Source organism: Ruegeria sp. AF2 (assembly GCF_056542025.1).
Map to the genome: position 1 here is coordinate 92,876 of NZ_JBQFZC010000008.1, position 19,637 is coordinate 112,512.

Below are 19,637 nucleotides of genomic sequence, written 5' to 3' on the forward strand. Positions count from 1 at the left end.
TATGATCAGATCAGGTGCCTGATTTCACTTTGGTCCAGAGACGTGTCACCACCCGCTGGGTCTTTGCCGGATAAGGTGTGGTGATGTAGAGGTTCTGCATGGTCGCATCATCCGGATAGATCGCCGGATCACCGATCACGTCCTCTTCAAGAAACTCCTGCGAGGCCTTGTTGCCGTTGGCGTAGTACACATAGTTCGACGCCGCAGCCATGTTGTTGGCATCCAAGATAAAGTTCAGGAACTGGTGCGCGCCTTCGGGGTTTGGTGCGTCGACCGGAATAGCCATCTGGTCAAACCACATCAGCGAGCCTTCCGCAAAGGGATGGTATTCAATTTCCACGCCGTTATCCGCTTCCGCCGCACGGTCGCGTGCCTGCAAGATGTCGCCCGACCAGCCGACAGCAACGCAGATATCACCATTGGCGAGCGCATTGATGTATTCCGAACTATGGAATTTCTGAACATACGGGCGCACACTGGTCAGAATTTCTTCGGTTTTCCCAATTACATCCGTGTCGTGGCTGTCAGGGTCTTCGCCGATATACTGCAGCACCATCGGAATGATCTCAGACGGTGCGTCGAGGAAATGCACCCCACACGAGGCCAGCTTTTCCATGTTTTCGGGCTTGAGCACCAGATCCATGCTGTTAAGCGCAACATCGTCGCCCAGCACTTCTTTGACCTTGCCGACATTCAACCCGATACCTGTCGTGCCCCACATATAGTTGATCGAGTAGGCGTTGTTGGGGTCATACCCTGCGGTTCGTTCCTGGATCACATCCCATAGGTTGCCTGCATTCGACAGCTTGGCGGCATCCAGTTCCTGGAATGCGCCGGCCTGGATCTGGCGTTGTAGGAACGTGCCTGAAGGCACAACCACATCATAGCCTGACCCACCGGCCAGCATTTTTGTTTCCAGAACCTCGTTGCTGTCGAACACATCGTAGATCAGGGTTAGCCCTGTTTCTTCTTCGAATTTGCTCAGCAGATCTTCGTCAATGTAGTCGGACCAGTTATAGACGCGCACTTCTTCAGCAAACGCGGCCGAAGTCCCCAATGCGACGATCGCTGTCATCCCCAGCGTTTTCAGTTTCATATTTTTCTCCCTGCAACTGTGCGGCCATTTTGACCTTTTTTTGGATTTGATCAAGTTTTGCGTTTCACGACGGTTTCACCTATGGTCGGAATAGGTGAAGATTCTGGCAAGACAGAAACACTTGGATTGGGGCAAACCTTTTGGATTTGATCAAAAATAAAGCAGATACACCTCCGGTAGATGAAGAAAAACGCCCAGCGCACGAACAGGTCTATCGGACACTGAAATCCCAGATTCTGTTTGGCGATCTCGTGCCCGGGCAGCCGGTCACGATCCAGGGCCTGACTGATTCGCTTGGTGTCGGCATGACTCCGGTGCGCGAGGCAATACGCCGTCTGATTTCCGACGGCGCGCTCATTTTTCAGGGCAATCGTCGCGTGAGCGTCCCGCTGCTTTCAGCCAACGACATCGAGCAGATGATTTTTGCAAGAATTTCAATAGAAACAGAGCTTTCCAGGCGATCCACAAAGAACATATCTATAACCGAGATCGACTATCTTGAGCAGCTGGATCAACGATTGGACAATATGATCGCGGATGGAGATGTAGGGGGTTACCTGCGTTTGAACCACGCCTTTCACCAATCTCTGTATTCCCATGCGGACGCTCCGATACTTGTTGATCTAGCCGAACGGCTATGGCTGCGATTCGGCCCTTCGTTGCGCATCGTTTGCGGTCGCTTCGGCACTCAAAGCCTGCCCGACAGACACAAAGACATTATTGCCGCGCTACGTGAGCGAGATGCAGAAAAGGCCGCGTTAGCAACAGCGCAGGACATTGAGCAGGGTATGGGAATGATGGGCGATGCTTTGCCAAGCACCTAGAAATCAGCGATTCGATTGACAGCATAAAATTTGATCATATTCTATCTGGCAACGACGCTTGCTGGAGAATCCGAGATGTCCACCATCACCAATCACATGCCCACTGCCGAATTGCAGGCGCTGGACGCAGCACACCATCTGCATCCTTTTTCAACCAATGAGTCGCTGGCAGACGAAGGTGTCAGGGTCATCACCCGTGCCAAGGGCGTCTATCTGACCGATAGCGAAGGTCATGAAATTCTGGATGGTATGGCCGGATTGTGGTGCGTGAATATCGGATATGGCCGCGACGAGCTGGCCGATGCAGCCGCACGTCAAATGCGCGAGCTGCCGTACTATAATACTTTCTTCAAGACGACCCATACGCCCGCCATTGCGCTGGCTGCAAAACTGGCTGAGCTTGCGCCAGGTGATCTGAACCATGTCTTCTTTGCCGGAAGCGGGTCCGAGGCCAACGACACCAACATCCGTCTAGTGCGCACCTATTGGGCCGGAAAAGGTCAGCCGGACAAGAACATCATCATCAGCCGCAAGAATGCCTATCACGGTTCTTCTGTTGGATCGGCGTCGTTGGGTGGCATGGCAGGAATGCATGCGCAGGGCGGCATTCCAATCCCGAATGTCCACCATATCAACCAGCCGAACTGGTGGGCGGAAGGCGGCGATATGAGCCCCGAGGAATTCGGCCTTGCCCGCGCGCGCGAGCTGGAAGAAGCCATTCAGGAACTGGGCGAAGATCGCGTCGCTGCCTTCATCGCCGAACCTGTGCAGGGCGCAGGCGGCGTGATCATCGCACCCGACACATATTGGCCTGAAATTAAGCGCATCTGCGACAAGTACGATATACTGCTGATCGCGGATGAGGTGATCTGCGGGTTTGGCCGAACCGGCAACTGGTTTGGCTCGCAAACCGTCGGGATCAAACCGCATATCATGACAATCGCCAAGGGCCTTAGCTCAGGCTATGCACCTATTGGCGGATCGATCGTCTGCGACGAAGTCGCCCGTGTCATCAGCGCCACCGAGTTCAACCATGGCTACACCTATTCCGGCCACCCGGTTGCCGCAGCAGTTGCGCTCGAAAATCTGCGCATCCTCGAAGAAGAAAACGTCGTCGATCATGTGCGCAACGTGGCCGCGCCCTATATGAAAAAGAAATGGGACGCATTGGTCGAGCATCCGCTGGTCGGAGAGGCAAAGATCGCAGGCTTGATGGGGTCCATCGCATTAACGCCTGAAAAGGCAAGCCGAGCCAAGTTCGCATCAGATCCCGGCACGATCGGATATATCTGCCGCGAACATTGCTTCAAAAACAATCTGATCATGCGTCATGTGGACGACCGCTTGGTCATCTCTCCGCCGCTGGTCATTACCCCGGCCGAAATCGACGAGATGTTCGTGCGCATTCAAAAATCGTTGGATGATGCGTTGGTTGAAATCAACGAAAAAGGTCTGATGAAGCCTGCGTCCTGATCATTAGATCATGGGCGACCCAATTGGGTCGCCCTGATTATCAGCGCATCCTTTCCAGCAGGCCGAGCGACGGGTATCCATCCGGGATCAACCCCTGAGCAACCTGAAACGCGCGCACCGCGTTAATCGTATTTGGCCCGGTGCGCCCATCGATCCCTTGTGTATCGAAGCCCGCCTGAGTCAGCCGACGCTGTAGTTCTTTCTTTTCAGTAAAGCTCAATACGCGATCGCCACGCGGCCAATCGGCCTCAAACGGAGAGCCTCCTGCAAGCCGGTCGGACAGATGCCCGATGCCGATCACATAGGCATCGGCGCCGTTGTAGGCCTCGATCACTTTGAAATTATTGAAGATCATCAGGGCGACACCCCGACCACCAGCCGGTAACAGAATTGCCGCTTGACCGTGATCGGGCACTGCCTTACCCGAGTAAGCAAGAACCCCACGGGCCGCCCATTCCGACGGCATCAGAGTGAAATCTCGCCGCGCGTTGGCGTAGTCAAAGTCGGATGGTAGTTGCACTTCGACCCCCCAAGGTTGGCCTTTGGTCCATCCATGTTTTGCCAAATAAGAAGCGGCTGATGCTAAGGCATCAGTTGGATTATCCGACCAGATCTCGCGACGCCCATCTCCATCGAAATCAACCGCGAAATCAAGAAACGAGGTCGGCATGAACTGTGTATGCCCCATCGCCCCAGCCCAACTGCCTACCATATTCTCAGGGTCGACATCCCCTGCCTGCAGTATCTGCAACGCGGCGATCAGCTGTTCCTCAAAAAAGCTTGCTCGTCGAGCATCAAAGGCCAAAGTCGCCAGCGACCGAATGGTTTGCTTGCTTCCTCGGTAGGTGCCGAACGAAGTCTCAAGACCCCAGATCGCGGTCACGACCTCTTTTTCGACGCCGTACCGGGCTTCGATCCGGGTCAAAGTCTCTCGGTGCTTGTCTAGCCCAGCGCGACCGTTGGATATCCGCGTTTTTGAAACCGCTCCGTCCAGATATTCCCAGATCGGTTTGGAAAACTCCGCCTGATTGCGATCGCGTTTGATGATGTCACTGTCATAGGTCACCCCAGCCAACGCCCGATCCAGCGTATTGACCGAGATGCCCTGCTCTTGCGCCCGCTTGCGAAATGCCCCCAGCCAAGCCTGAAATCGGGCATTCCCGTCTGCCGATACACGTTGCACCTCGACCTTAGGCCGCAGCACGGGCCGTACCGAGACCGTCACATCCGCCGAGGCCAGTTGCACATTGTCGACCATAGGTCGGGCCAGAGGCCGTATCGAATTGTCTGTTGTATCCGCCTGCACGATGGATGCCCATAATGCGGCGGTCATAACGCCACCTACACACTTACGCATTCCGTTTTATCCTGATTACTGCTCAGAGCCGATGATAGCGCACAATCGGGATTTCTCAAAACGCAGAACGTCAGGTTTCCTGATCCTGTTCCTCACGTTCCGCGCGAATACGGGCAATGGCATCACGCAATAGCGATACGCGATTGGGTCGGAAGCTATCCTCGGTCACATCCATGCCCTGCATACGATCCAGCCGAAACACTCGGAAATCCTGTCGCAGGTGGCACCAACTCAGCAATACGCTGGCACGGTCCATATAGACGATGCTCAGCGGATTGACCCGACGACGGGTGTCTGCGCCTTTGGCATCGGTATAGGCGAACTCGATCACGCGTTCGTCCCACGCGGCTTGGCGCAGTTCGGCGACATCGATGGTTGGCACGGCCGGCCTGTCAAATCGCGTGGCGGTCAAAACGGCGTGGCTCAATCGGTGCGACTGGCGCTGCGGCAACCGGCCCTGCAGCTTGCGTAGGGCCGCGCTTGCGGCATCCGACAGCGCCGGGTCACCAATCAGCTGCACCTCGCGCAAGCCCAGAACCAACGCTTCAAGCTCATCATTGGTAAAACCCAGCGGCGGTAGGGTCGCATCCTCGATTAGGGTGAACCCGAACCCGGCCTCTCCGTCGATTATCGCCCCGAGACCACGCAATGCATCGATATCCCGGTGCACTGTGCGCGGCGAAACGCCTAAATCCTGCGCCAATTGAACCGACGTTCTGGGCGAGGGGCCAGATCGTAGGGCCTGCATCAACTGAAAAAGACGGGCGGTGCGGGACATAGTATAGTCTACTCTAAGCCTAATGTCAGAATCTGTCATCAGTCCGGCGTATCCATCAGGCGTCCCAACTATGGAGCTGATGATGCTGACCCTTCTCACCTTCCCCTCCGCCTTTGGCCTGTTCAGCGCCAGCCCATTCTGTGTGAAAACGGCCCTGATGCTTCAAAACGCGGGCCTGCGCTGGCAACGGTCCGATCTGCTGGACCCACGCAAGATGCCACACCAGAAGCTGCCGGTTCTTCGCACGCCTGAACGTCTGATTCCGGACAGCGACCTGATCCGCGACTGGCTTGAGGCTCAGGGGGCCGATTTCGATGCTGGCCTGACCGACCTGCAAAAAGCCCAGTCCCGCGCACTGGTCCGCATGGCCGAGGAACACCTTTACTTTCATGTCGTGCAGGACCGTTGGGCCAATGATGAGGTTTGGCCAATCCTGCGCGATACATTCTTTACCGTCATTCCCGCACTGATCCGCAAGCCGGTTTCGAATTCGATCCGGAAATCCGTTCTCAAGGGGCTCGCGTTTCAAGGTGTATCCCGCTTTTCGCCCGTCGAACGACAAGACCGGCTGGAGCGCGACTTTGAGGCGATCTCGGCCTATCTTTGGCAATCGCCCTACCTTATGGGAGAGAAACCAACCTCGGCGGACATGAGCGTCGGTCCAATGCTGGCGGCGATGCGCGCGACACCATCAGACACCCCCCTGACCCGTCGGATTAAACAAGATAAGCTGCTCAACAGCTATATCGACCGAATGGAGCAGGCGATCCCGCTATCATGACAGCCTTTGAGAACAAAAAAGTCGCTGCAGCCTATGAGGCGCTACCGGAAGAGACGCGCAATGGGGCACTAGCGCTGCGCGAGTTGATCTTCGAAACTGCGGCCTCGCTGCCACGCGCTCAGCCTCTGGAAGAAGCGTTGCGGTGGGGCCAGCCCGCCTATCTGGCGCCCAAAGGCTCGACGATTCGTTTGGGCGGACACAAGGCGGCTTGCTTTGCGTTGTTCGTACACTGTCAAAGCCGACTGATGGGGGATTTTACCTCCGCCTTTCCTGGAGAGGATCGGATCGACGGCAATCGCGCGATTCTGTTCGACCGGCCCGATCAGATTGATCCTACGCGCCATGGCTGGCTGATTGCGCGCGCGCTTACTTATCACCTCTGACGGCGTTTGCGTTCGACCTTGCGCTTGATCTTGTCCTTCTTGCGTTTGGTGCTGGCGGCCTTGCGCCGCGTTCCGCGCTTGGCGGGGCCACGGCCGCGCGGCAGCGCCTGATCATCGATGGACAACAACTCCAATTCCAATCCGCCCGTCACCGGCGTCGCCTCGGTCAACCGCACCGTGACACGCTGGCCAATGGCGATGATCAGCCCGGTGTCCGAGCCCATCAGCGTCCCGGCCTCTCGGTCGAAATGGAAAAACTCTCGCCCCAGCGAACGCACTGGAACCAGACCGTCCGCTCCGGTCTCGTCCATCTTCACGAAGGCACCGAACCGGGCAATACCGCTGATCCGGCCAGAAAACTCATTGCCGACCCGCTCGCTGAGATAGGCCGCCAGATAGCGATCAGTCGTATCGCGCTCGGCCATCATCGAGCGGCGCTCGGTATCCGAGATATGGGTCGCCGTTTCTTCCAACCGTGCAATCTCATCCTCGGTCAATCCGTCCTTGCCCCAGCCATGGGCTGAGATCAGCGCGCGATGCACGATCAGATCGGCATAGCGCCGGATGGGAGAAGTGAAATGCGCATAGTTCCGCAGAGCCAGCCCAAAATGGCCGAAATTTTCGGGGTTGTAATAGGCCTGCGCCATCGACCGCAGGGTCGTCAGGTTGATCAGTTCCGCATCCTCGGTACCAGCAGCAGCGTTTAGCAGCGCGTTCAAATGTCGGGTCTGCAATACCTGTCCTTTGGCGAGATTTAGTCCCGCCGCCTGCGCCGTCTCTCTCAGGCTTTCCAGCTTTTCAGGCGCGGGCTCTTCGTGGACGCGGAACAGTAGCGGGCGGCGTTTGGCGATCAGGGTCTCGGCAGCGGCGACATTGGCGAGGATCATGAATTCCTCGATCAGCTTGTGCGCATCCAGCCGGTCACGGAACGCGACGCTGGTCACCTCTCCCGCATCGCTGAGTACGATTTTGCGCTCAGGCAGGTCCAGTTCCAGCGGCTGCCGCACGGAACGTGCCTTTTTCAGCGCAGCATAGGCGGCGCAAAGCGGATTCAGCACCGTATCCAACAGCGGCCCGGTGCGGTCGTTCGGGTTGCCGTCGATGGCCTCCTGCACCTCGGTATAATTCAGCGAGGCGGCAGAGCGCATCAGGCCGCGCACGAACCTGTGGCCGATCTTGTTGCCTTCGGCATCAATCTGCATCCGAACCGCGATACAAGCGCGCGGGACGCCTTCGTGCAAGGAGCATAGATCGCCGGACAGGCGATCCGGCAGCATCGGCACTACGCGGTCCGGGAAGTAACTGGAGTTGCCCCGCTTGCGTGCCTCGCGATCCAGAGCCGTACCGGGTTTCACATAGGCGGCGACGTCAGCGATGGCGATCCAGATCACATGGCCACCCGGGTTCTTAGGATCGTCATCGGCATGGGCATAGCATGCGTCGTCGTGGTCCCGTGCATCCGCAGGATCGATGGTCAACAACGGCATATCCCGCAGGTCTTCACGCCCTTTCAGTCCATCGGGTTTGGCCTTGTCGGCTTCTTCGATCACCTTGTCCGGGAAGTCGTCGGGAATACCGTGTTGGTGGATGGCGATCAATGAGACAGCCTTGGGCGCGGTCGGATCGCCGAGCCGTTCAACAATACGCGCACGCGGCAGACCCATGCGGTTCTTGGGTCCGGCCTGTTCGGCCTCAACCAACTCACCATCCTTGGCCCCCAGAACGGCCCCGTCCGCGACCAGCCATTCTGTCTGACCAGCCTTGTCGATAGGTACGATCCGGCCACCCTCGGCCCCTTTGCGGAAGATACCGACGATCTTGCGCGGGTTGGTGCCGATGCGGCGGATCAAGCGGGCTTCGTAATTGTGATCTTCCTCATGCACCACGGTCAAGCGGGCCAGAATGCGGTCACCCTTACCCAGCGCCGGATCGCTGGCACGCGTTACGAGCAGAACGATGGGCTCGACCCCCTCTCCGTGCCATTCCAACGGGCGCGCAAACAGGTCGCCATCTACGTTCGGGGCCTTCACCTGCAACACGCTGACCGGCGGCAGACGATCCGGATCGCGATAGCTGCGGTTGCGTTTTTCCAGATGGCCGTCGGCCTCAAGTTCTTTCAGGATACGCTTCAGATCGATCCGATCCGCGCCTTTGATGCCAAAAGCCTTGGCGATATCACGTTTCGAGGTCAGGGTAGGGTTCGCCGAGATCCAGTCGAGGACCTCTTGCTTGGTCGGAATGCGTGTCATGAGTTTGGCCTAGCACGGGCATGCGACCGCGTCATGGTCAAAAAGCGGTGCCTCATGTCAGCCGTGCAGATCGGCCACGGTATCCACATCGCGCAGATTATCCAGCAACGCTACTCGGCACCCGCGAACCGAATTCAGTGTGTCTTCCAACGCGTGTTCCGTTGACCAGCGCACATCGCGGAATAACCCTGAGGGCAGCGCCCCATAGCGCTGAGCACCGACCAGCCAATAGCCGCCATCCGGGGCGGGCCCGAACACCATCTCAGCCCGGCCCAACGCGCGAAAGGCCCGCGCAATGTGACCCCGTGTGATGCCCGGAATGTCCGCACCAATCAGACAAACCGGCCCGTTTTGGGCAGCGCGCAGCATCCGCCCCATCCGGTCGCCCAGATCTCCGCGCCCCTGAGGCTTCCGGGGTAAATCAACAGGCCAGACCCGACTGTTCATTCCCTCCCTATCCGGAGAGACCGCCAGTACAATCTGCCAGCGCGGATCACGCAGACGCCGGATCAGAGATCGCGTTTGATGCCGAAACCACCAAGCAGCCCCAACCATGCCGATATCGCGCCCCAAACGGGTCTTGACCCGCCCTGGACGTGGCTCTTTCACCATGATGACCAGCGTTTTCTGCATGGATCAGGCGAAGTAGTCCATCAGAATACGGGTGTAGATCGCCTTGAGTTGATGAATTTGCGCCATTTCGACACATTCATCGACCTGATGCATGGTGCGCCCGACAAGACCGAACTCAACCACTGGGCAGTGGTCTTTGATGAAGCGGGCATCCGATGTCCCACCCGAGGTCGAAAGCTGGGGACGGATATTGGTTTCTGCCTTAACAGCATGAGCCACCAGATCAGACAGCGGCCCGGGAGGGGTCAGAAAGCTTTCGCCTGAGATCTTGATCCGGGTCTCGACATCGACGCCGAACGCCTCGGCAACGGCGGCTGCCTCGGATTGCAACCAATCGCTCAAACTGGCCCCGGAATGCAGGTCATTGAACCGGATGTTCACTGTCCCAGAACATTGCGCCGGGATCACATTTGTCGCCGGATTACCGGTGTCGATCGTGACAACCGCCAAGGTCGAGGCGTCAAAGTGGTCGGTCCCCTGATCCAGTTCGTGGCTGGCCAGCCGATCCATCAGCCGCGCCATCGCGGGCACCGGGTTCTTCGCCCGATGCGGATAGGCCGAATGCCCCTGCACTCCGCTCACAGTGAACCACGCAGTCATCGAACCGCGCCGGCCGATCTTCATCATTTCGCCCATCGTGTTCGGGCAAGTGGGTTCGCCCACCAGACAAACCGACATCCGCTCATCCGTTGTGGCCATATGATCCAGCAAAGCGACCGTGCCATCCAGCGCGTCGCCTTCTTCATCACCTGTGATCGTCAGGATCACTGCCCCATCCGGGGGCGTGTCACGCACAAAATCGATAGCCGCTGCCGCAAATGCTGCCACGCCCGATTTCATATCCGTCGCGCCCCGGCCGTACATCACCCCGTCCCGGACCTCGGCGCCGAAAGGAGGCATGGTCCAGGCTGCTTCATCCCCTACCGGAACCACATCCGTATGACCATTAAAGCCAAAGCTGCGCGCGTGACCCTTCTGCCCCCACCGGGCGAAGAGGTTGCAGGTTCCACCTCGATCTACGCGAGTGCAATAGAATCCGGCCTCCTCCAGCACCTGCTGCAGCAAGACCAATGCCCCGCCTTCATCAGGTGTGACTGATGGGCAACGGATCAGATTTGCTGTCAGCTCAACTGGATCGGTCATATTGGGCCTCTTGTCCTTAGGGGTGCCTGTGTTCCTGCACAGATTCAACGAATTGCCCGGATTGCCAACCCCGAATAGTCGAATTCCGAGACCGAATGCCCAAGCGGCTTGATTTTGCACCCCAACAAAACATGAGCGTTGACCCAGCGGCTGCCTTGCCGCGCTGCCCTTAAGTGAGTTAGAGGGCCGCGAAACAGGTGATTCCACATGAAGCGTGTCTTCTTCGCATTGATCTGCCTGACTTTCGCGACTCTTGCGCAGCAAAGCCAGGCCCAGTCTCTTACGGTTACAACGGTAACCCGTCCTCCGTTCTCATTTGTCGAGGACGGTGCCCAGACCGGTTTCTCGATGGATCTTCTGGCGGCACTGTCTGAATCACTCGGCTGGGAATACTCGGTCAACCGCGTCGAGACATTTGGAGAAATGTTGGGCGCGGTTCAGGATGGTTCTGCCGATCTGGCGATCGCAAATATATCGATCACCGCCTTGCGGGAAACCCGAATGGATTTCACGCAACCGATATTTGAGGCCGGATTACAGATCATGGTCCCATCAGAGGCCGCTCGCCAGCCATCGCTGTTGCACGCTTTGCTGTCTCGGGAATTGTTCATCGCCATCGGGCTGGCCTTTGCGATCCTGCTTGGTGGCGGCATGCTGATGTGGAGTTTTGAGAAACGCGCGCAGCCCTACTTTGATCGCAAATTGAATGAGGCGTGGTTCCCCTCGTTCTGGTGGGCCCTCAACCTGGTGGTGAACGGTGGCTTTGAAGAGCGGATGCCGCGCACCCCGTTTGGCCGCCTGTTGGGTGTAGTACTGGTGGTGTCATCCCTATTCATCGTCTCCGTTTTCACGGCCCGGATCACCTCGGTGATGACGGTGGACGCAATCACCGGCAGCGTCAATTCGGTCAACGACCTTTACGGCAAACAGGTCGGGACGATTTCCGATTCAACCGCCGCCAGTTTTCTGAACCGGCGCGAGATCGACTATACCGGCTATGGCGATCTGCAGGACATGCTGAACGCGTTTGAGAACAAGGATTTGGATGCGGTCGTTTTCGACGCTCCGATCCTGTCCTATTATGCAAGCCACGAAGGGCGCAGAATGGCGACAATGACCGGGGGCATCTTCCTGCGTGAAAACTATGGGATCGCATTTCCAACCGGATCGCCATTGGTCGAAGACGTCAATCAGGCGCTGCTGTCCCTGCGCGAAGACGGCACCTATGACGAAATCTATCGCAAGTGGTTCGGGGTAAGAAACTAAGCAGTTTCCTCGTCGCCGAAGAATGGCGTCATCTGTGCCACGATAACCGCGTTTTCATCCAGCGCCCGTTGCATCAATGCCCGCTCATCCGGATCGATATCATGTCCTTGCGCCTCACGCTCGGCCAGGGTGCCATAGCCGGTGACATCCAGCGGTGCAGTATCGGCCTGCTTCAGGATCGCTACTGTCTCGCGCACGGCTTCGGCCTCGTCCACGCCGCTGGCAAAACACATCAACGCCGCCCCGGTCGCGCCTTCGGGCAGGCCGTCGCCATCTTTGCGACCGATCTGAACCAACAACGTATAGACTTGCTGGCGCGAAGGTTTTTTCTTCTTTTCCATAGTGGCCGCAATACGCTGGCCCGATGGCACGGTCAACTCAGTCGCAGGTGCTGTCGTATAGGTGGTCCAACAGCATCTGCGCTGCCACGCGCTGCGTGTCGCGCCATTCCGCCCGGGGTCGCAATGGCATCACAGCATCCGTATTGAAATAAATTGCGGACATACCCGCTGCCACGGCTTGGACCCCTTGCATATTGGCAGCAGGCAGTTCGTTCATGATTTCAGCAGCGATCCTTGCCTCGAAGTCATAGACAAACCCAAGCAAGGGTTCTCGCAAATCCGCGTGTCTTTCTGAGGCTGCGACCAAAGCGGCAAACACCGCAGCACTTTCCGAAGAATAGGTGCCGCGTCCGAACAAAGCGTCCAGCATCGCTGCAACCCGATCAGTGCACGGCAGAGTGTCGAAGAGCGCCTCAACCTGATCCGCGAAGACTTTCAGGACGTGATCCAGCAGCTTGCGAACCATCTCATCCCGGTTGCCCAGATAGTGGCGTAGCAATGGCCGCCCGACGCCTGCCTCTTCTGATATGCGCGCCAGGGTCGAGCCATCCAGCCCATACCGCGCGACACAACGCATAAATGCGTTCAGGATTTGCTCCGATCTGGCGTCTTTCATACTGGGACGGGGCATCAGAATCCGTTCGCAACTGGTGGAAAAACATCCGCTAGAACGTAGAGAACGCCCAAACCGGTCCACAAACCCGTCAGCGACCAGAACAGTGCCGGATCTGTCGCGCGGTTTATCGGTTCGATCAAGAAGGCCTGCCCCGAGCGCACCGCCAAGAGCCCCCAAAATATGAACAACAGACCCCAAAGGCCGTAATACCCGGCGAAGGTCGAGACAAGAAGCGCCGCCAGAATTAGCAGTGTCATCCACCTTTGATTCCTCAGGGTTTGAATAAAAGTCATCCTGCCTCCAAGCGGGTTCAGAAAAATCTTAAGGTGAAATCTGGACATTCGAGGGTTTATTGTCAATATTGATGATTATCATTTTTGACAATAAACGGACTCGACAATGCCGCCTGACGCCCTTCCGGATCAACCCAAGCAACAACTGCCGCGTGAGGCATATGTCTCGGACAGTTGGTATGAGGCCGAACAGAAAACCCTGTTCAGCAAGTGCTGGAGTTTTGCCGGCGTGACTATGGATTTCACCGAACCCGGCGATTTTAGGACAATTCAGGCCGGAGCCTACGCTCTGATCGTCATAAGGGACGCAAATGGCGACTTGCGCGCCTTCCACAACCAATGCCGCCATCGCGGAACCGAGTTGCTGGAAGGCTGTGGCAACGCAGGCAAAACCATTGTCTGCCCTTATCACAACTGGGTCTACAATCTGGATGGCGCTTTGCGCGGAGTACCAGCCCAGCGCGAGTGCTTTCCGGACCTGGACAAGAAGGCAACCGCGTTGTTCGGTGCCTCAGTCGGTGTCTTCCGCAACCTTGTTTTTGTTCACCCAGAACCGGATCAAAGCTTTGACGCGTGGCTTGGCGATCTGGCTCAAATACCTTGGCCTCATGATCTGGCATCAAGCGAGCTACAAGAGAACTCCGACGACGTGGTCTATGAGATCAACTGCAATTGGAAGGTCTTCTTTGAAAATGCAATAGACGGCTATCATCTGGCCTATCTGCACAAAGACACGTTGGGCGGGCCAACCCATGACAAGAATCTTTGGGAGGTTTTTGGCCAAAACATGGTCTGGTGGTCGACCGAGCGCGAAGGCGTCAAACATCGTATCCCTCAGTTTGTTGAAAGCTCGGCCAAAGGGTCCGGCCTGAAAACGGTACGGAATGCCGAAACGCCGGGCTATGGCGGGGTCTACATGCTGTTTCCGACCACGATCCTGACGCCAAACCCCTGGGGGTTTTCGATATCGACCATGGAACCAGTGGATGCCAACACAACACTTCTGCGGGTCAGAAACTGGTCGCCTAAAGGCTGGTTCACCTATACGCATCGCGCGGCGGACATACCCGGATACGACCCGGAATCCGGTCGGATCAAATCCTCTCACTGGACCCAGCACCCACTGGAGACGGGGGATTTTCAGACCGAGGATGTCTGGGTGTGCGAAAAGATGCAGCGCGCCCTTCAATCGCCCCGATATCAAGTCGGCCCTCTGGCCAAAGGGGCCGGAGGTGAGGCGGCGATTGATTTCTTTCAGCAAACAGTGCTGGAGTTCATGTCAAAATAAGAAAGGCCGCAGAGCATGCACTCTGCGGCCTATTCAAACTGAAACGACGGGATCAGTCGCGCAGTAGCTCATTGATCCCGGTTTTCGAACGGGTCTTTTCATCGACGCGTTTCACGATGACCGCGCAATACAGGCTTACATTGTTCTTGGACGGCATCGAGCCCGCAACAACCACCGAATATGGCGGAACCTCGCCATACATGACATCACCGGTTTCGCGGTCCACGATCTTGGTGGATTTACCGATGAATACGCCCATGCCCAGAACCGAACCCTCGCGGACGATGCAGCCTTCGACCACTTCCGAACGCGCCCCGATAAAGCAGTTGTCTTCGATAATGGTCGGACCGGCCTGCATCGGCTCCAGTACGCCTCCAATGCCTACGCCGCCCGACAAGTGCACGTTCTTGCCGATCTGCGCGCAGGAACCAACGGTGGCCCAGGTATCAACCATCGTGCCTTCATCGACATAAGCGCCAAGGTTCACGAACGAGGGCATCAGCACCACACCCGGTGCGACATAGGCCGACTTGCGGACCACACAGTTTGGCACGGCGCGGAACCCTGCCGCGCGCCACTGGTTCTCTCCCCATCCGGCGAACTTGCTGTCGACCTTATCCCACCAGCCGCCGTCTTGCGGGCCTCCGGTCTGGATTTCCATGTCCTTGATGCGGAACCCCAGCAGAACTGCTTTTTTCGCCCACTGGTTCACGTGCCAATCACCACTGTCGAGCTTTTCAGCCACCCGCAGCGAACCGCTGTCCAGCGCGCTCAGCGTGTCTTCGATTGCTTCTCGTTGCTCGCCGGTGGTCGCAGGGGTGATTGTGTCACGTACTTCCCAGGCGGCTTCGATGGCGGCTTCCAGTTGCGCATTGGACATGGGGCGTCTCCCTAGAGAATCTGTTCACGTTGATGTGGCCTATACGCAAGCGAGACCCATGGCGCAATGCGACGCGGATACCTCGGTTTGCGTCAATCATCGGTAAGTGCGCTGAGTGCGGCAAACATATCCCGGTCATTATGGGTTCCGGCATTGGGTGCGGTCAGCAACACATCGCCGTAGAAAACCGAATTTGCGCCAGCCAGAAAGCACAAAGCCTGCTCGGCAGTTGAAAAGTCCGACCGTCCTGCCGACAGGCGCACCCGTGTTTGCGGCATGGTGATCCGCGCGGTCGCAACCATGCGCACCAGATCAAAAATGCCCACCTTTTCTAGATGCGCCAGCGGCGTGCCTTTGATCGGGATCAGCGCGTTTATCGGTACACTTTCGGGATGCGGATCAAAATTCGCAAGGACCTGCAACAGCGAGGCACGATCCCGCAGGCTTTCACCCATACCGATAATGCCGCCGCAGCACAGATCAATACCTTCGTCCCGGCAATAGCTGAGGGTCTCAAGACGATCCTGATAGGTACGAGTTCCAATAATCTCGCCATAGAATTCCGGCGAAGTATCCAGGTTATGATTGTACGCCGTAAGTCCCGCCTCGGCCAATCGTTTGGCCTGATGTGGCTTGAGCATGCCCAGGGTGACGCAAGCCTCCATGCCCAGATCACGCACGCCCCGCACCATGTCCAGCACATTGTCGAATTCTTCGCCGTCGCGCACCTGACGCCACGCAGCACCCATGCAAAACCGTTCAGCCCCCGCATCGCGCGCCCGTTTGGCAAGCGAGATGACATGCGCAGGGTTCATGAGCTTTTCCTTGGTCAGCTCGACCTCGCGATGATGAGCGGATTGCGGGCAATAGGCGCAATCCTCGGGACAGCTTCCGGTTTTTATCGACAGCAGGCTGGCTTTTTGGATGTCGTTTGGATCGTGATATGTCCGGTGAATTACATTTGCGCGACCTACCAGATCCAACAGTGGGAGGCGCATCAGCGCCTCCACTTCATCCACGGTCCAATCGCTGCGGATATCTTGCCCGGTATCAAGCATCTGGCTGCGGCCCACGGATTTTCTGCATCAGACCCGTCGGCAGGCCAATCACTAGAACGGCTGCCAATGCAATCTTCACGAGATCACCCAGGATGAAAGGGCTGAAACCGTAAACCAGAACCTTGTCTGCAGGCACGAACCGAGCCAACCAACCCAGACCCAGCGCATAGATCACCGCAAGTCCAGCCAGCATCGCCGGAACCAGAAACAGTTTGCGCAGATTGTCCGCGGCCCATCCAACCATGACCGAGGCGACCACGAAACCCAGCAAATAACCTCCGGTTCCGCCCATCATATAGGCCAGCCCGATGCCTTTTTCGGGCGTTCCGGCAAACACCGGCAAACCCACTGCCCCGGCAACCATGTAACCGATCACGGTTGCAGAACCGAGACGCAGCCCAAATGCCGCGGCGATAGCCATGACAGCGGCGACTTGAAGAGTCATGGGCACAGGCCAAAATGGCACCTGGACTTTTGCACTGGCGGTCAAAAGAAGAATACCCAACGCGACACGAAGGATCTGACCCGCAGGAGTTATTGCTCCGGCGGCCGGAAGGGTGGATTGCAGAGTGGCTTTCATCGTCTTTCTCTTTTTATAGATAATATTTCATCGATTCAAAATTGATCATCATTTTTATCTATTAAAAATCAAGTCAAATCTTCTGAGGAGGCACAGATTGTCGTTTCAAAGGCAGAAAGTATCAGCTTGCACGACAGATATGGCGCACAAGTATCGAGGTTGCGGCGGAAACGTCTTTACTCTTCAGCGCCTGAATGATCGCAGCGTGATCCGTATCGACGCGCTGCACCCATTTGGGCCGCCAATGTGCAAACAGGTGCCTGGCACTGGCAATGTGCAGATCATCGACAGCATGCAAAAGACGGGGCAACCCGCAAGGTGTCAGGATGGCACGATGAAAGACCCTGTTCCGCGCCTCCCATTGAGGCATGTTTTCAGCCTGATCACATGCCTTTCGCGCATCATCAGCCACTTTCAGAGCAGCTGGCGTCATATTTTGCACGGAATGCTGCATCGCCAGCGTTTCCAGCGCGACACGCATTTCGATCACCTCACGCACTTCGGCAGGGTCCAACGCGGTGACGCGCATGCCCTTTCGCGGTTCGCTTTTGGCCAATCCATGCGCCTCAAGCCGCAGCAGTGCTTCGCGCACCGGCACATGGCTGGTCTCAAAGTCGCGCGCGATATGGTCCTGACGCAGCTTTTCACCGGCAGGAAGATCGCCGGTGATGATTTTCTGGCTCAGGGCATTATAGATTGTGTCGGCAATGGTCGCGGTCATTAATTATAGATAAAATCCATGAACAACATCTACAAGCCGTATTCTCAACCTGTTAGCGGATCTGGCGCGATGTTCCCGCCGCAAATCAGCACTGCGACACGCTCACCCGGCTCCGGCTGGTAAGCGCCCGAAATCAGTGCGGCAAGCGCAGCAGCCCCTGCCGGTTCAACCAGTATTCGATGCGTCTGCCACAGAGCATTCTGGGCTTGCGATATCGCATCGTCAGAAACCAGAACCGAACTCATGCCTTGGGCCAGCCGAAAGCAAATATCACCAATTCTCCGTGCGCCCAGTGCGTTCGCTGCGATGCCCGAAACGGAAACATCAACCGGTTCGCCCGTAGCCAACGCCGCATTCAGCGCGCAAGAGGTTTCCGGTTCGACCGCCACGACTTTGCGCGCACCCTGAAACCATGCCAAAGCTCCGGCAATCAGCCCACCGCCGCCCACGGCCACCAATACTGTGTCCGCCTGCAAGCCCTGCGCGTCCCATTCAGCAAAACATGTCCCCTGCCCTGCCACCGTCGCTGGCGCATCATAGGCATGGATTTGCATGGCGCCGGTGCTTTCCTCATGCGCCTGCGCCATGGTCAGTGCATTGGCGTATTCACCCGAAACAACACTCAGATCAGCCCCGATCCGCTTGATCAGCGCAATCTTGGAGGGACCTGCAAGTTCGGGCACAAAAATCTTCGCTGGATAGCCCAGTGATTGCGCGGCATAAGCCGCTGCCGCACCGTGGTTGCCACCGGAAGCCGCCACGACGCCTGCCGCAGGCACATCCATGCTGAGCAGGGTATTGAACGCCCCGCGCGCTTTGAAGCTGCCGGTGTGCTGCATATGTTCAAGCTTCATTTCAATCGGATAGCCCGGAATATGGCTTTCCATCACCGGTGTGACCTGCGCGTGTCCGGCAATGCGATCCCGCGCTGCCAATATTTCACTTTTCCAATCCATTCTTGTCTTTCCGTGACTGGCACTCTGCCCGCGAACCCTATAGCTGTTTTGGAAACACGCAAGCAGGGAACCCCGTTAATGAGAGAAGATCGCCTCAGCCCGTTTCGCGACGCACAGACCGACCGCTCGACCGCAAGCGAGGTACCAGATACCCCGCAGACGCGGTCTTCGGCCTATCGCCTTGCCTTCGCTGATGATGACTTCCTGTGCCGGGATGAGCTGCGCCCCGTACGACTGCAGCTGGAGCTGCTGAAGCCCGAGATGATCATGACCGAGCGTGAGATCACCTCGACCATCGTCATGTTCGGTGGCGCGCGCATTCCGGAACCCGCTCAGAAACACACGGCGCGAACCGAGACCTTGGCCGGGCTGTCGAAATACTACGATGAGGCGCGCGAGTTTGCGCGTCTGATGACAGAGAAATCAAATCAGACGGGCTGCCGCGAAAATGTGATCGTCACCGGTGGCGGCCCCGGCGTGATGGAGGCGGGTAACCGTGGTGCACAGGATGCGGGCGGGTGTTCGATCGGCCTGAACATCGTGCTTCCGCACGAGCAGGCTCCGAACCTATACGTGACGCCTGATCTCAGCTTCAATTTCCACTACTTCGCCATCCGCAAGATGCACTTCCTTATGCGCGCTCGCGCCATCACCATCTTCCCCGGTGGCTTCGGCACCATGGATGAGCTGTTCGAATCCCTGACCTTGATCCAGACCGGCCGCATGGATCGCGTCCCTTTCCTGCTGTTCGGGCGTGAGTTTTGGGAGAAGGTTATCAACTGGGAAGCGCTGGCCGATGCAGGCACCATCTCGGACGAGGATCTGGACCTGTTCCGCTTTGTCGACACTGCGCAAGAGGCGGTCGAGATCATCGAGAATTGGGAACCCGCGCCCCCACGCGATGAAATACCGGGGCGCTGA

21 protein-coding genes are annotated in these 19,637 nt (G+C 57.3%); 7 read left to right on the forward strand and 14 right to left on the reverse strand.

Annotation, left to right across the window (positions count from 1 at the left end; genetic code table 11):
* Positions 1 to 10 precede the first annotated feature (10 nt).
* Positions 11 to 1,096, reverse strand: coding sequence for a polyamine ABC transporter substrate-binding protein (locus ACR0NM_RS18890; protein ID WP_170398992.1), 1,086 nt, complete (start codon positions 1,094 to 1,096; stop codon positions 11 to 13).
* A 140-nt stretch (positions 1,097 to 1,236) separates the two neighbouring features.
* Between ACR0NM_RS18890 and ACR0NM_RS18895 the strand changes: the two genes are divergently transcribed.
* On the forward strand, positions 1,237 to 1,920 hold the full coding sequence (locus tag ACR0NM_RS18895) for a GntR family transcriptional regulator (RefSeq protein ID WP_170406782.1): 684 nt from the start codon (positions 1,237 to 1,239) through the stop codon (positions 1,918 to 1,920).
* A 75-nt stretch (positions 1,921 to 1,995) separates the two neighbouring features.
* Positions 1,996 to 3,393 carry an aspartate aminotransferase family protein gene (locus ACR0NM_RS18900; protein ID WP_480616172.1) on the forward strand — a complete coding sequence of 466 codons (1,398 nt, stop codon included), beginning with the start codon at positions 1,996 to 1,998 and terminating at the stop codon, positions 3,391 to 3,393.
* Positions 3,394 to 3,433: 40 nt separating this feature from the next.
* Here the strand turns inward: ACR0NM_RS18900 and ACR0NM_RS18905 are convergent, their stop codons facing one another.
* Together ACR0NM_RS18905 and ACR0NM_RS18910 are read right to left on the reverse strand one after the other, a co-directional pair.
* Positions 3,434 to 4,750, reverse strand: coding sequence for a lytic murein transglycosylase (locus tag ACR0NM_RS18905; RefSeq protein ID WP_480616174.1), 1,317 nt, complete (start codon positions 4,748 to 4,750; stop codon positions 3,434 to 3,436).
* 70 nt (positions 4,751 to 4,820) lie between these two features.
* Complete coding sequence (locus ACR0NM_RS18910; protein WP_170425977.1) at positions 4,821 to 5,528, reverse strand: helix-turn-helix transcriptional regulator; 708 nt, start codon at positions 5,526 to 5,528, stop codon at positions 4,821 to 4,823.
* An 82-nt stretch (positions 5,529 to 5,610) separates the two neighbouring features.
* On the opposite strand from ACR0NM_RS18910, the gene ACR0NM_RS18915 reads away from it, so the two are divergent.
* Positions 5,611 to 6,309 (forward strand): glutathione S-transferase family protein, encoded by a 699-nt coding sequence (locus ACR0NM_RS18915; RefSeq protein WP_480562283.1) that lies wholly within the window; start codon positions 5,611 to 5,613, stop codon positions 6,307 to 6,309.
* Positions 6,306 to 6,692, forward strand: coding sequence for a DUF1801 domain-containing protein (locus ACR0NM_RS18920; RefSeq protein ID WP_170508952.1), 387 nt, complete (start codon positions 6,306 to 6,308; stop codon positions 6,690 to 6,692). Before ACR0NM_RS18915 ends, ACR0NM_RS18920 begins: the two co-directional genes overlap by 4 nt.
* Here ACR0NM_RS18920 and rnr read toward each other — a convergent pair.
* The 3 genes from rnr to dapE are packed head-to-tail and all read right to left on the reverse strand — an operon-like array spanning position 6,683 to position 10,717.
* Positions 6,683 to 8,941 (reverse strand): ribonuclease R, encoded by a 2,259-nt coding sequence (rnr, locus tag ACR0NM_RS18925; RefSeq protein ID WP_480616176.1) that lies wholly within the window; start codon positions 8,939 to 8,941, stop codon positions 6,683 to 6,685. The two genes, ACR0NM_RS18920 and rnr, sit on opposite strands and share 10 nt — an antisense overlap.
* A 57-nt stretch (positions 8,942 to 8,998) precedes the next feature.
* Complete coding sequence (locus ACR0NM_RS18930) at positions 8,999 to 9,574, reverse strand: TIGR04282 family arsenosugar biosynthesis glycosyltransferase (RefSeq protein WP_170818393.1); 576 nt, start codon at positions 9,572 to 9,574, stop codon at positions 8,999 to 9,001.
* A 3-nt stretch (positions 9,575 to 9,577) separates the two neighbouring features.
* A complete protein-coding gene (gene dapE, locus ACR0NM_RS18935) occupies positions 9,578 to 10,717 on the reverse strand; it encodes a succinyl-diaminopimelate desuccinylase (RefSeq protein WP_480616179.1) in 1,140 nt (379 codons plus the stop codon).
* Positions 10,718 to 10,924: 207 nt separating this feature from the next.
* On the opposite strand from dapE, the gene ACR0NM_RS18940 reads away from it, so the two are divergent.
* Positions 10,925 to 11,983: a transporter substrate-binding domain-containing protein gene (locus ACR0NM_RS18940; RefSeq protein WP_170406807.1), complete on the forward strand. Its 1,059-nt coding sequence runs from the start codon at positions 10,925 to 10,927 to the stop codon at positions 11,981 to 11,983.
* Here the strand turns inward: ACR0NM_RS18940 and ACR0NM_RS18945 are convergent.
* The 3 genes from ACR0NM_RS18945 to ACR0NM_RS18955 are packed head-to-tail and all read right to left on the reverse strand — an operon-like array spanning position 11,980 to position 13,197.
* The gene (locus tag ACR0NM_RS18945; RefSeq protein WP_480616181.1) at positions 11,980 to 12,324 is read right to left on the reverse strand and encodes a hypothetical protein; all 345 of its coding nucleotides are present in this window, start codon (positions 12,322 to 12,324) and stop codon (positions 11,980 to 11,982) included. The two genes, ACR0NM_RS18940 and ACR0NM_RS18945, sit on opposite strands and share 4 nt — an antisense overlap.
* 37 nt (positions 12,325 to 12,361) lie before the next feature.
* Positions 12,362 to 12,955 (reverse strand): TetR/AcrR family transcriptional regulator, encoded by a 594-nt coding sequence (locus ACR0NM_RS18950; protein ID WP_170406810.1) that lies wholly within the window; start codon positions 12,953 to 12,955, stop codon positions 12,362 to 12,364.
* Complete coding sequence (locus tag ACR0NM_RS18955; protein WP_480454429.1) at positions 12,955 to 13,197, reverse strand: hypothetical protein; 243 nt, start codon at positions 13,195 to 13,197, stop codon at positions 12,955 to 12,957. Before ACR0NM_RS18955 ends, ACR0NM_RS18950 begins: the two co-directional genes overlap by 1 nt.
* A gap of 142 nt (positions 13,198 to 13,339) precedes the next feature.
* On the opposite strand from ACR0NM_RS18955, the gene ACR0NM_RS18960 reads away from it, so the two are divergent.
* Complete coding sequence (locus ACR0NM_RS18960) at positions 13,340 to 14,521, forward strand: aromatic ring-hydroxylating oxygenase subunit alpha (protein WP_480616183.1); 1,182 nt, start codon at positions 13,340 to 13,342, stop codon at positions 14,519 to 14,521.
* Between the two features lie 52 nt (positions 14,522 to 14,573).
* On the opposite strand, the gene dapD is transcribed toward ACR0NM_RS18960, so the two are convergent.
* The 5 genes from dapD to ACR0NM_RS18985 all read right to left on the reverse strand — a co-directional run bounded on the left by dapD (position 14,574) and on the right by ACR0NM_RS18985 (position 18,716).
* The gene (gene dapD, locus ACR0NM_RS18965; protein WP_480616185.1) at positions 14,574 to 15,401 is read right to left on the reverse strand and encodes a 2,3,4,5-tetrahydropyridine-2,6-dicarboxylate N-succinyltransferase; all 828 of its coding nucleotides are present in this window, start codon (positions 15,399 to 15,401) and stop codon (positions 14,574 to 14,576) included.
* 92 nt (positions 15,402 to 15,493) lie between these two features.
* The gene (gene bioB / locus ACR0NM_RS18970; RefSeq protein WP_480616219.1) at positions 15,494 to 16,459 is read right to left on the reverse strand and encodes a biotin synthase BioB; all 966 of its coding nucleotides are present in this window, start codon (positions 16,457 to 16,459) and stop codon (positions 15,494 to 15,496) included.
* Positions 16,452 to 17,039: a biotin transporter BioY gene (locus ACR0NM_RS18975; protein WP_480616187.1), complete on the reverse strand. Its 588-nt coding sequence runs from the start codon at positions 17,037 to 17,039 to the stop codon at positions 16,452 to 16,454. Before ACR0NM_RS18975 ends, bioB begins: the two co-directional genes overlap by 8 nt.
* 121 nt (positions 17,040 to 17,160) lie before the next feature.
* Positions 17,161 to 17,760: a GntR family transcriptional regulator gene (locus ACR0NM_RS18980; RefSeq protein ID WP_480616189.1), complete on the reverse strand. Its 600-nt coding sequence runs from the start codon at positions 17,758 to 17,760 to the stop codon at positions 17,161 to 17,163.
* Between the two features lie 44 nt (positions 17,761 to 17,804).
* Entirely contained in the window at positions 17,805 to 18,716 is a 912-nt protein-coding gene (locus ACR0NM_RS18985) for a threonine/serine dehydratase (RefSeq protein ID WP_170514917.1), read from the reverse strand.
* A gap of 78 nt (positions 18,717 to 18,794) precedes the next feature.
* Between ACR0NM_RS18985 and ACR0NM_RS18990 the strand changes: the two genes are divergently transcribed.
* Positions 18,795 to 19,637: an LOG family protein gene (locus ACR0NM_RS18990; RefSeq protein WP_170399048.1), complete on the forward strand. Its 843-nt coding sequence runs from the start codon at positions 18,795 to 18,797 to the stop codon at positions 19,635 to 19,637.

Bases quoted from the DNA above. Each gene is read 5' to 3' on its own strand.
- dapE (WP_480616179.1), bottom strand. From the start codon at position 10,717: ATGACCGATCCAGTTGAGCTGACAGCAAATCTGATCCGTTGCCCATCA.
- ACR0NM_RS18945 (WP_480616181.1), bottom strand. From the start codon at position 12,324: ATGGAAAAGAAGAAAAAACCTTCGCGCCAGCAAGTCTATACGTTGTTG.
- ACR0NM_RS18940 (WP_170406807.1), top strand. From the start codon at position 10,925: ATGAAGCGTGTCTTCTTCGCATTGATCTGCCTGACTTTCGCGACTCTT.
- ACR0NM_RS18980 (WP_480616189.1), bottom strand. From the start codon at position 17,760: ATGACCGCGACCATTGCCGACACAATCTATAATGCCCTGAGCCAGAAA.
- ACR0NM_RS18975 (WP_480616187.1), bottom strand. From the start codon at position 17,039: ATGAAAGCCACTCTGCAATCCACCCTTCCGGCCGCCGGAGCAATAACT.
- ACR0NM_RS18950 (WP_170406810.1), bottom strand. From the start codon at position 12,955: ATGCCCCGTCCCAGTATGAAAGACGCCAGATCGGAGCAAATCCTGAAC.
- ACR0NM_RS18890 (WP_170398992.1), bottom strand. From the start codon at position 1,096: ATGAAACTGAAAACGCTGGGGATGACAGCGATCGTCGCATTGGGGACT.
- ACR0NM_RS18910 (WP_170425977.1), bottom strand. From the start codon at position 5,528: ATGTCCCGCACCGCCCGTCTTTTTCAGTTGATGCAGGCCCTACGATCT.
- ACR0NM_RS18905 (WP_480616174.1), bottom strand. From the start codon at position 4,750: ATGCGTAAGTGTGTAGGTGGCGTTATGACCGCCGCATTATGGGCATCC.
- ACR0NM_RS18955 (WP_480454429.1), bottom strand. From the start codon at position 13,197: ATGACACTGCTAATTCTGGCGGCGCTTCTTGTCTCGACCTTCGCCGGG.
- ACR0NM_RS18985 (WP_170514917.1), bottom strand. From the start codon at position 18,716: ATGGATTGGAAAAGTGAAATATTGGCAGCGCGGGATCGCATTGCCGGA.
- bioB (WP_480616219.1), bottom strand. From the start codon at position 16,459: ATGCTTGATACCGGGCAAGATATCCGCAGCGATTGGACCGTGGATGAA.
- ACR0NM_RS18990 (WP_170399048.1), top strand. From the start codon at position 18,795: ATGAGAGAAGATCGCCTCAGCCCGTTTCGCGACGCACAGACCGACCGC.
- ACR0NM_RS18900 (WP_480616172.1), top strand. From the start codon at position 1,996: ATGTCCACCATCACCAATCACATGCCCACTGCCGAATTGCAGGCGCTG.
- ACR0NM_RS18920 (WP_170508952.1), top strand. From the start codon at position 6,306: ATGACAGCCTTTGAGAACAAAAAAGTCGCTGCAGCCTATGAGGCGCTA.
- ACR0NM_RS18930 (WP_170818393.1), bottom strand. From the start codon at position 9,574: ATGCAGAAAACGCTGGTCATCATGGTGAAAGAGCCACGTCCAGGGCGG.
- dapD (WP_480616185.1), bottom strand. From the start codon at position 15,401: ATGTCCAATGCGCAACTGGAAGCCGCCATCGAAGCCGCCTGGGAAGTA.
- ACR0NM_RS18915 (WP_480562283.1), top strand. From the start codon at position 5,611: ATGCTGACCCTTCTCACCTTCCCCTCCGCCTTTGGCCTGTTCAGCGCC.
- rnr (WP_480616176.1), bottom strand. From the start codon at position 8,941: ATGACACGCATTCCGACCAAGCAAGAGGTCCTCGACTGGATCTCGGCG.
- ACR0NM_RS18960 (WP_480616183.1), top strand. From the start codon at position 13,340: ATGCCGCCTGACGCCCTTCCGGATCAACCCAAGCAACAACTGCCGCGT.